Source organism: Nostoc sp. UCD121 (assembly GCF_014222285.1).
In the GTDB taxonomy this organism is placed as follows: Bacteria; Cyanobacteriota; Cyanobacteriia; order Cyanobacteriales; family Nostocaceae; genus Nostoc.
This window is the reverse complement of the sequence record NZ_JACKZS010000006.1, coordinates 55,523-67,307: the sequence shown is the minus strand read 5'-3', so window position 1 is coordinate 67,307 and position 11,785 is coordinate 55,523. Positions and strand designations below refer to the sequence as shown.

The following is an 11,785-nucleotide window of genomic DNA, read 5'->3' as shown; positions in this document are numbered from 1 at the left end:
AATCTGTATTTTCACAATAGTAAAAAAATAATTATTAGCAACAAATGACCAGCATGGAAACACACGAATCAATCGGAAAAATTGCCATTATTGGTATGGCTGGGCGTTTTCCAGGGGCAGAAAATATAGAACAATTTTGGCAGAATTTAAAAGATGGTGTAGAGTCAATTTCTGTCTTTTCGGAAGAAGAATTAATAGCTGCCGGAGTAGATCAGACTTTGCTAAATGAAGCCAATTATGTCAAAGCTGGTGGTGTATTAGAAGATATTGATTTATTTGATGCGGCGTTTTTTGAACTTAATCCTAGAGAAGCTGAAATTACAGATCCACAGCACCGTATATTTTTAGAATCTGCTTGGGAAGCTTTGGAAAATGCTGGTTATGATAGCCAAAGGTGTAAAAGTCGCATTGGAGTTTATGCTGGAGCTAGCCTCAGTAATTATCGCTCATTTGATTTCAATAGCGATCAAGTAGGGTCAGCGACATCCTACCAAACATTGATTGGTAATGATAAAGATTTCCTAACTACTCGTGTATCTTACAAACTAAATCTTAAAGGGCCTAGTATTACAGTTCAAACTGCTTGTTCTACTTCATTAGTAGCAGTTTCTTTAGCTTGCCAAAGTTTACTGAATTATCAATGTGATATGTGCTTGGCAGGAGGAGTTTCTATTCATACGCCCCAACAAACAGGTTATTTATCTCAAGAAGGCGGAACTTTATCTCCTGACGGTCACTGCTATGCTTTTGATGCTAGAGCAAAAGGAACAGTTATTGGTAACGGGGTAGGAGTTGTTGTCCTTAAACGGCTTCAGGATGCGATCGCAGATGGTGACTTCATTTATGCTGCGATCGCAGGCTCGGCGATTAACAACGATGGTTCTGGTAAAGTTGGTTATACAGCCCCTAGTGTGGATGGTCAAGCCGAAGCGATCGCCGAAGCAATCATGCTTGCTGATGTCGAGCCGGAAACAATTAGTTATATTGAAGCTCATGGAACTGGTACAGCTTTAGGCGATCCGATTGAAATTGCTGCACTGTCACAAGTTTTTCGTAGCGCTACTGATAAAACAGGTTTTTGTGCGATCGGTTCAGTCAAACCTAACATCGGCCACTTAGATGCAGCAGCTGGAGTGACTGGACTGATTAAAACGGCTTTAGCTCTCAAGCATCAGTTAATCCCACCCAGCTTAAATTTTGAGCAACCTAATCCCCAAATTGATTTTGCTAATAGTCCGTTTTACGTCAATACTAAGTTGAGTGAATGGCAAACAGGTGCAAGCCCTCGCCGCGCTGGTGTCACTTCTTTGGGTATGGGGGGAACCAATGCTCATGTCATTCTCGAAGAAGTACCACTACAAATCAAAAGTCAAAAGTCAAAAGTCAAAAGTGAATATTTTCTGTTGTGTCTGTCGGCTAAGACGGCTAATGCTCTTGAGAAGGCAACAGCTAATTTAATCACGCATTTAAAAGAGCATCCTGATTTGAACTTGGCAGATGTAGCTTATACGCTGCAAGTAGGACGTAGAGAGTTCAACCATCGCTATGTTATTGTATGTGAAGATATCGATGATGCTATCAATGTTTTGAATCAGCAAGATTCTCAAAGAGTTCTGACACATTACCAAGAACCATGTCAGCAATCTATCGCTTTCATGTTTCCTGGACAAGGCGCTCAATATGCAAACATGGGCAAAGAACTCTACGAGACTGAAGCAATATTTCGTGAACAAATCGATCACTGCTGTGAAATATTAAAACACCACTTAGGGCTAGATTTAAGAACGCTACTTTATCCCCAAGATTGTGAAGTCGCAGCCGAGAAACTCAAACAAACTCATATTGCTCAACCAGCATTATTTGTCATTGAATATGCGTTAGCTCAATTATGGATGTCTTGGGGTGTGCATCCACAAGCTGCGATTGGTCATAGCATTGGGGAATATGTAGCAGCTTGTTTATCTGGCGTATTTTCTTTAGAAGATGCTTTGGCGTTAGTAGCTGCTAGAGGGCGGTTAATGCAGCAAATGCCTGCTGGTTCTATGCTGGCTGTTTCCTTACCCCAAGAACAAGTTCAAGCTTTATTAAATGAAGAATTATCTATCGCTGCTAGTAATGCACCATCTGCTTGTGTGGTTGCAGGAAGTCATGATGCTATTAATCTTTTTCAAGAGAAGCTGTTAGAAAAAGATATCAATTGTCGCCGTCTCCATATTTCTCATGCTTTTCATTCTCCGATGATGGACTCTATCTTAGAACCATTTCAGAAAGAAGTAGCGAAAGTTAAACTGCATCTGCCAAAGATACCTTTTATTTCTAATGTCACAGGCACTTGGATTACAAATCAACAAGCAACAGATCCTAATTATTGGGTAAAACATTTACGTCAAACAGTTTGCTTTTCAGAAGGCATCTCTGAATTACTCCAACAGCCAAATCGCATCCTGATAGAGGTCGGGCCAGGACGAACCTTATGTACTTTTGCCAAACAGTACTCAAATGATAAAGTAATAGTTTCTTCTTTGCCTCATCCTCAAGAAAAACATTCAGATGTTGCCTTTTTGCTCAATGGCTTAGGTCGCCTTTGGCTATCAGGAGTCTCGATAGACTGGTCGGGATTTTATGCCAAGGAACGCCGTCAGCGTATTCCTTTACCAACCTATCCCTTTGAGCGCCAGTGTTATTGGATTGAACCAGAAAAGCATCTGAATATTGCTCCCAGTACACAGAGTAATAAGTTGGATATTGCCGATTGGTTTTATGTACCTTTGTGGGAGCAATCCTTACCTCCTAAGAAGTTAGCGGCTCAGAACTTTTGTACCCTTATATTTATAGATGAGTGTGGTTTGGGTGAAGAATTAGTCAAAAGGTTTCAGCTTGATGGCCAGGATGTAATCATAGTAAAGCTCGGATTGGAGTTTACTAAATTGAATGAGTGTACTTATAGCCTGAATGCCAAACAAGGTGATGATTATAATGCTTTGATCAATGACTTAATGGCACAAAATAAAACTCCAAAAACGATAGTTCATTTATGGAGTGTGACTGCTGTTAATTATATGGAGTTAGGGCTTGAGGAAGTTGATAAAGCCCAAGAAACAGGATTTTATAGTTTGCTATTTTTAGCCCAAGCAATTGGCACACAAAGTATTACAGATAAATTGCAAATTGCCGTTATTTCCAATCACATATATTCAGTGATTGGAGAAGAGGTACTATGTCCAGAGAAAGCAACTCTACTCGCGGCTGTCAAGATAATTCCCCAAGAATATCCGCACATTAGCTGTCGTCATATTGATGTTGTCATTTCCCTGGACGTTAATTGGTCAGCGAAAAAACTGGTAAAACAGTTACAAAACGAACTGCAAGCACAATCTTCTGATATAGCGATCGCCTATCGAGGAAATCATCGCTGGGTAAAAACCTTTAAACCTATCCGATTAGAAGCAACGCCAGGAGGAACATCACGATTAAGAAAAGAGGGAGTGTATTTAATTACAGGTGGACTCGGAGGTATTGGACTGACCTTGGCATCACATCTGGCGATGACGATCCAAGCCAAACTAGTTCTGATTGGGCGTTCAGCTTTTCCTGTAAGAGAAGAATGGCAACAATGGCTAGCTACTCACGATGAGCAAGATGATACAAGCCGCAAGATTCGGAAAATACAAGAACTGGAAGAACTGGGCGCAGAAGTTTTGGTTAAGAGTGCTGATGTCGCTAACTTCCAACAGATGCAAGAAGCGATGGCACAAATTCAGCAATACTTTGGCACAATCAATGGTGTGATTCATTGCGCTGGAGTTCCTGATTATGCTGGTATGATTTCTCGGAGAACGCGAGATATGACAGAAAGTATTATGGCTCCTAAAGTCAAAGGTACGCTAGTACTAAATAGCCTTTTGCAGGATGTTCAACTAGACTTTTTTATTCTTTGTTCATCTCTTAGCTCTATCATTTATCGCAAGAAATTTAGTGAAGTAGGATATTGTGCTGCTAATGAATTTCTTGATGCTTTTGCTAATTACAAAACCAATCAAGCTCGGACATTGACAGTCTCTATTAATTGGAGTGATTGGCAGGATGTTGGTATGTCAGTAGAGGCAGTGAGACGATTCGTTAACGAACAGAATATTTCTGAGTACCAATCTCTATTAATAAATGCATTATCACCAGCAGAGGGGATAGAAGTTTTTCTGAGTATTGTTAACAGTTCATTTCCTCAAGTTGCAGTATCAACTCAAGATTTAAATATTTTAATAGAACGAGATAGTGGTTTTAATGTCCTAGCCTTCTTGGAATCTTTAGGCAAAACTAACATTTCAAAGTCCCTACACTCACGACCTCAACTGAGTAATACTTATCTTGCTCCTCGTAACCATATAGAACAAGAGATTGCTAATCTGTGGCAAGAAGTACTTAGTGTTGATCAAGTTGGGATTAATGACAATTTTTTTGAGTTAGGTGGAGACTCATTGAGTGGAGTAAGTATTATTAATAAATTTCCCCAAAAGTTTTCTCAAAGCATCCCAGTTTCAGCATTATTTGCAGCACCAACTGTGGCTGAATTAGCTGAATACTGCCAAAAACAATCTTCAATAACTCATAACGAGAAAAGCTATTTAGAAACAAGCGATCGCGAAGAAGGGGTGCTATGAAAACTATCGAGCAGTTTTTATCTTACATTGAAAGTCTGAACGTTAAACTGTGGGCTAAGGGAGAGCAGTTACACTATAGCGCTCCCAAAGGTACAATTACATCAAATTTACTAGCTCAAATACGAGAGTATAAAGCAGAGATCCTGCAAGTAATATGTGAAGATGATTTAATTCGTCCTATACAGCGAGATCAACCACTAGCCTTATCCTTTGCTCAACAAAGACTGTGGCTTGTAGAACAATTACAACCTGATAGTTTCACATATAACGAACCAGTTGCTTTGCACTTAATTGGTTCTCTCAATGTAGAAGTACTAGAACAAAGTATCAATGAAATTGTGCGTCGACATGAAATTTTGCGTACTACCTTCACAGCAATAGAAGGTCAACCCGTACAAGTAATTTCCTCAACTTTAAAAGTTAAAGTATCAGTAATAGATTTGATAAATTTACCAGAAATTGAACGAGAACATAAGGCGCAAATCCTTGCTCGTCAAGAAGCTGAGTTACCTTTCGATTTGGCAAAATTACCATTAATCCGAGTCACTGTTCTACAGCTTGGTAAGCAAGAGAATATATTACTGCTGACCGTACACCATATTGTTTGGGATGGGTGGTCTATAGGAGTATTAATTCAGGAATTAAGCACGCTGTATCGTGCATTTTGTAATGCTCAACCTTCTCCATTGCCAGAACTTCCAATTCAGTATGCAGACTTTGCTGTTTGGCAAAGAAATTGGTTACAAGGAAAAGTTTTATCAGAAAAATTAGCTTATTGGCAAGAAAGACTTGGTAATAATCTACCCGTACTGCAATTACCTACAATGCGTCCGCGCACAGAAGTTAAAACTAATCGTGGTGCTAGTCAATCTTTTTTGATTCCCTCTAACTTAGCACAAACAATTCAAGCATTCAGTCATCAAGAAGGCGTTAGCCTTTTCATGACTTTGTTAGCAGGTTTTCAGGTATTATTATTGCAATATACCAAACAAGAAGATATTGTTGTTGGTACAGATATTGCTAATCGCAACCGAGCCGAAACAGAATCATTAATTGGTTTTTTCATGAATCTGTTAGTGTTACGTACAGATTTAAGTGGGAACCCTAGTTTTCGGGAATTGCTTGCACGAGTACGCCAAGTCACATTAGAGGCTTATGCTCATCCAGATTTGCCATTTGAGGAATTAGTTAAGGCTTTACAACCTGAACGTAATTTGAGTAATACATCGCCATTATTTCAGGTTTTATTTGTTCTCCAAAATACTCCTATGCCTTCCTTAGATTTACCAGGGTTGACATTGAAAGAGTGGTTTTGGAGAAACGACACAGCAAGGTTTGAATTAGCCATCTTTTTGACCAAAACTCCCCAGGGGATAAACTGCACTTGGCGGTACAATAGCGAACTATTTGCAGAAAATGCGATCGCTCGAATGGCAAGTAATTTCGAGACTCTACTAGACAATATTGTTAAGCAACCTAATGCTCGAATTAATACTTTAGAAATATTGACTGAAGCTGAAAAAGAACAACAAGCTATGCAAAACAACAAGCGCAAGGCTTTCAATCACCAAAAATTTCTTAAACTTGCTCCTGTAGGTATCAATTTATCATCTAAAAATTTAATCCAAACTTGCTATCTGCAAGAGGGAAAGACTTTTCCTTTAGTAATTCAACCTCTAGCTGAGGAAGTAGATTTAGTTGATTGGGCTAAAAGTAATTGTGAATTTATAGAGAATCAGTTATTAAAGCATGGTGCTATCCTTTTTAGAGGATTTCAAGCCGATAGTGTCACGGAATTTGAAAATTTTGCTGCTGCAATTTGTCCAAATTTATTCGGTGACTATGGTGATTTACCTCGTGCTGGAGTCGGTAATAAAGTATATGGTTCTACTCCCTACCCAGCCGACAAAGCCATACTTTTCCACAATGAAAGTTCCCATTTGCATTGTTGGCCTCTGAAAATCTGGTTTTTCTGCGTTCAACCTGCACAACAAGGCGGAGAAACACCAATCATAGACTGTCGCAAAGCCTATCAAATTCTCCCAGCAAAATTACGAGAAAAACTAGCCCAAAAACAATTAATGTATGTTCGTAACTATACGAATAATTTAGATGTTAGTTGGCAAGATTTTTTCCGCACTTCTGATAAAAGTGTAGTTGAAGATTACTGTCGCCAAGCTGGAATTAGTTTTGAATGGTATGGAGACGATGGTTTGATAACTCGTCAAGTTCGCCCAGCATTAGCGGTACATCCTAAAACTGGTGAATCAATATTTTTTAATCAAATTCAATTACACCACATTGCTTATTTGGATGTAAAAACTAGGGAATCTCTGTTATCTTTATTTGATGAGAAAAAACTCCCACGTAATGTTTATTACGTTGATGGTACTTCTATTGAAGATGATGTAATTGCGGAAATTAATCAAGTATATCAACAATCTCAAACTAGCTTTTCGTGGCTGAAAGGTGACATTCTAATGCTAGATAATATGTTAAGCGCTCATGGACGTTCTCCCTATGTAGGACAACGCAAGATTGTAGTAGCAATGGGAGAAATGATCCACAGTAATAATATCGCAAAGCCAAATATGGAGGAAGTATATGCTAACTGAAACTATTAATGGTTTTCGACTTTCTCCGCAGCAAAAACAGCTTTGGTTATTGCAACAAGAAAGCAGTGCTTATATTTCTCAAACTGCTATTTTACTAGAAGGTAATTTAAACAAAGATGCTTTAAAAGCTGCTGTACAAAAAGTTGTATCTTGCCATGAAATATTGCGAACTAGTTTTCGTAAAGTAGTTGGATTTAAATTGCCGATTATGGTGGTAGAAGATAACTGTATGTTTTCATGGCAAGAAATAGATTTAAGCAATTCCGCAACAGAAGCAGTTGCTATTGAATTGGCTTGCCAAAATGAAATCAGGAAACCTTTTATTTTAGAACAAGCACCACTATTACGGGCATCTTTACTCCAACTATCAGTAAAAAAACATATTTTGGTTATTACTTTACCAGCATTATGTGCTGATAATGAGACGCTGAAAAATCTGTTTTGGGAAATTAGCAACTTCTATGGTGATGGTTCAGAAAAAGAAGTTGTGCAGTATGCCCATTTTTCAGAATGGCAAAATCAATTATTAATAGAACCAGAAGCAGAAAGATTTAAAGATTATTGGTGTAAACAAAACTTTTCGGCTCTATCTCAGCTACAGCTTCCTTTTCAAGAGAAAGGAAATAATCAAGGAGAATTTAATCCAGAATCCTGGGAATTCATAATTGATGAACATCTTAATATTGCTATTAAAGCGTGGCTAAAAAAAACAGATTTTTCTTTAGATGAATTCTTGTTTTCATGCTGGCAGATTTTACTGTGGCGGCTGATAAGGCAATCAGAAATTATAGTTGGTTATATTTGTAATGGTAGAGAATATGAAGAATTGCAAAATACTTTAGGATTAATCGCTAAAAATCTACCAAGTTCTAATTGTCTCACACCAGATTTAAGCTTTGAAGAAGTTTTAGTACAAGTTAGACAAGATAAGCAAAATGCTTATGAATGGCAAGAATATTTTGTTTTAGAACAAATAGATAGCCTATCTAAAGAATTACCAATATTATTTGATTTTACTGATTTGCCTGAGAAGCGTTACTTAAATGGTATATCGTTCTCAGTTGATCAACAGTACACCTGTATTGACAAATTCAAGGTTAAGCTTTCTGGATTTGTTAAGGATGACTTTGTAAATCTTAGAGTTGTTTACGATAAAAACCTGTTTCCATCTGTGGCGATCGCTCTTTTAGCCGAGCAATTCCAAATTTTAGTAGCCAGTGCGATCGCCAATCCAAACTTGCCAATTAGTAAGCTGAAAATTCTCCCTAACAATCAGTCGCAGCAACTACTAATTGATTTCAATCAAACCCAGACTGATTATCCACAAGATAAGTGTATTCATCAACTATTTACCGAACAAGCGGTTAAGACACCAGACAACATTGCTGTGGTGTTTGAAGATGAACAACTCAGCTACCGCGAACTCAACAATCAGGCAAATCAATTAGCTAATTATCTCCAGCAGTTAGGAGTTAAACCTGACGTATTGGTGGGGATTTGTTTAGAAAAATCGCATCTGTCAATTGTAGCTATTTTGGCAGTTCTCAAAGCAGGTGGAGCTTACTTACCTTTAGATCCAACTATTCCAGGGGAACGCTTGGGTTTGATGTTGCAAGATGCCCAAGTACAAGTTTTGTTGACTCAGGAAAGCTTAATTGCCAGTTTACCTGCACATACAGCACAAGTAGTCTGTTTAGATAGTTGCAACGCCGCCCAAAACAGGTTTGAAAATCCTGTTAGCAGCGTCACTTGTGAAAATTTGGCTTATGTTATCTATACATCTGGTTCCACAGGGATACCAAAGGGTGTTGCCGTTGAACATCGGCAACTATGCAACTATCTCAACGCCATCCTAGAGAAACTAGATTTACCGGATGCTGCTAGTTTTGCAACTGTCTCCACTTTTGCTGCTGACTTAGGTAACACCGTTATTTTTTCCGCTTTGTGTACAGGCGGATGTCTGCATATTATCTCTCAAGAACGTGCTAGCAACCCTGTGGCGTTAGCTGAGTATTGTCGCCGCCATCCTATCGACTGTCTCAAGATTGTTCCTTCTCATTTGAATGCGCTATTAACTGCGGCTAACCCTGAAGAAATCCTACCATCTCAATTACTTATCCTTGGTGGTGAAGCCGCTAGTTGGGATTTGGTGGCACAAATTCAGCAGCTAAAACCTAGCTGTCAAATTTTGAATCACTACGGCCCAACAGAAGCTACTGTTGGTGTGCTGACATATAAAGTCGAACCGCAAGCCGCTAAATCAGCAACAGTGCCTCTTGGTCGTCCCATTGCTAACACCCAAATCTACGTACTTGATGAACATCTGCAACCTGTCCCCATATCTGTGCCAGGGGAACTGTACATTGGTGGCGCAAACTTAGCGCGGGGCTACCTCAACCGTCCTGAGTTGACTAAAGAACGGTTTATTCCCAATCCTTTTAGTGAGAGAGAAGGGAGTCGTTTGTACAAAACTGGTGATTTAGCCCGCTATTTACCTGATGGCAACATTGAATTTTTGGGACGTAGCGATCGCCAAGTAAAAATTCACGGTTTCCGCATCGAACTAGAAGAAGTGGAAGCTATCTTGCGCCAACACCCAGGCATTAAGCAAGCTGTAGCCACTGTGCGCGAGGAACGCTTAGTTGCTTATGTGGTTTCCCTGTATATCTCTAGTAGCGACCTGCGGCGCTTTATGCAGGAAAGATTACCTGAGTACATGGTGCCGACTGCGTTTGTCATCCTTAATGCCATTCCTCTAACTAAAAACGGGAAGGTAGACTACAAGGCATTACCTGCACCAGAACTGGCATCAGAACTGGAAAAAACATATATCGCACCACGCACACCTCAAGAAGAACAGCTAGCAAAAATTTGGTCAGAAATTCTCGGTTTAAAGCAAGTAGGCATTGAGGATAACTTTTTTGAGTTAGGCGGCGACTCCATCCTCAGCATTCAGGTAATATCAAAAGCGAATCAGGCGGGTTTGCAACTTACTCCCAAGCAATTGTTTGAACATCAGACAATTGCTGAGTTAGCAGCAGTAGCTGAAACAACCGAATCTATAAAGACGGAAACAGGCTTAGTAACTGGAGAAGTACCTCTAACACCGATACAACATTGGTTTTTTGCCCAGAATTTGCCTGACCCTCATCACTGGAATCAGTCAGTATTACTAGAGGTACGGCAGGATTTAGACTTCCAGATATTGGAACAAGTAATCAAGCAGTTATTACAACATCACGATGCACTGCGATCGCGTTTTCAACCTACAGAAAATGGTTGGCAACAAATTAATGCTGCGCCTGACGAGATAATACCTGTTACTAAACTGGATTTATCAGGGCAATCAGCAGCAGAACAAGAAGAGGCTATAGCATCTACTGCTACTGAGTTACAAGCTAGCCTCAACCTTTCTGCTGGGCCTTTGATGCGGGTTGCTTATTTTGACTTCGGCAAAGATAAACTAGCTAGACTGTTAATTATCATTCACCACTTAGTAGTTGATGGTGTCTCCTGGCGAATTTTATTAGAAGATTTGCAGACAGCTTACCAACAACTTAGTCAAGGTGAGGAAATACAGCTACCTGCAAAAACCACAGCCTTTAAGCAATGGGCAGAAAAATTAAGTGAATATGCTCACTCTTCTGGGTTACAATTAGAACTTGAAGACTGGCAGAATCAAACCCAGAAACAAATTACTCATCTGCCAACAGATTTTCCAGAAAATCAAGATGCAAATACAGTAGCTTCTGTACAAACTGTATCAGTTTTACTCAGCAGTGAAGAAACTCAAGCGTTGTTACAAGAAGTACCAAAGGCTTATCAAACCCAAGTTAATGATGTCTTGCTGACAGCCCTAGTTCAGGCTTGCACCCAGTGGACAGGAGATAATTCACTATTACTCACTCTCGAAGGTCACGGACGGGAAGACATTTTCCCAGATGTTAACTTATCGCGCACAGTCGGTTGGTTTACTGCCCAGTTCCCAGTTCTGTTGAGCTTAGGCGATGCTTTCTCGTCAGGAGATGCCTTAAAAACCATTAAAGAGCAGTTACGTAATATTCCTGTTAATGGCATAAACTACGGTGTTTTAAAATACTTAAGCCAGAATAGGAACCTACAACTTGCACCTCAACCTCAGTTAAAATTCAACTATTTGGGGCAATTTGACCAAGTATTATCAGATAGTTCTATTTTTCAACTTGCTGCCCAAACAACTGGTTCAAACCGTAGCTTGCAAGGAAGCCGCAGCCATTTCCTAGAAATTGACGGAATGGTGACTGATGGCAAGCTGCGATTGGATTGGACATATAGCCAGAACATTCATCACCCCACCACTATTGAACGTTTGGCTACTCATTTCATAGAAGCACTACGCCGCTTAATTGCCCACTGTCAATCACAAGAAGCAGGGGGATACACACCTTCAGACTTTCCAGAAGCAGAACTGAACCAAACAGAACTTGACACGCTGCTTGCCAAAATTAGCCAAATGAGTAGGTAGGAACTGTA

Annotated in this window: 3 protein-coding genes; all 3 read left to right on the top strand. The window is 39.6% G+C overall.

Annotation, left to right across the window (positions count from 1 at the left end; all coding sequences use genetic code 11):
- Window positions 1–44 precede the first annotated feature (44 nt).
- The 3 genes from GNF10_RS02520 to GNF10_RS02510 are packed head-to-tail and all read left to right on the top strand — an operon-like array spanning window position 45 to window position 11,777.
- On the top strand, window positions 45–4,658 hold the full coding sequence (locus GNF10_RS02520; protein WP_185583650.1) for a type I polyketide synthase: 4,614 nt from the start codon (window positions 45–47) through the stop codon (window positions 4,656–4,658).
- Window positions 4,655–7,273: a condensation domain-containing protein gene (locus GNF10_RS02515; protein WP_185583652.1), complete on the top strand. Its 2,619-nt coding sequence runs from the start codon at window positions 4,655–4,657 to the stop codon at window positions 7,271–7,273. The genes GNF10_RS02520 and GNF10_RS02515 overlap by 4 nt, the downstream gene beginning before the upstream one ends.
- Window positions 7,263–11,777 (top strand): non-ribosomal peptide synthetase, encoded by a 4,515-nt coding sequence (locus tag GNF10_RS02510; RefSeq protein ID WP_185583655.1) that lies wholly within the window; start codon window positions 7,263–7,265, stop codon window positions 11,775–11,777. Before GNF10_RS02515 ends, GNF10_RS02510 begins: the two co-directional genes overlap by 11 nt.
- Window positions 11,778–11,785: the final 8 nt, after the last annotated feature.

What these genes read in the sequence shown, in the direction of transcription:
- GNF10_RS02520 (WP_185583650.1), top strand. Translation starts at nt 45, where the DNA reads ATGACCAGCATGGAAACACACGAATCAATCGGAAAAATTGCCATTATT.
- GNF10_RS02515 (WP_185583652.1), top strand. Translation starts at nt 4,655, where the DNA reads ATGAAAACTATCGAGCAGTTTTTATCTTACATTGAAAGTCTGAACGTT.
- GNF10_RS02510 (WP_185583655.1), top strand. Translation starts at nt 7,263, where the DNA reads ATGCTAACTGAAACTATTAATGGTTTTCGACTTTCTCCGCAGCAAAAA.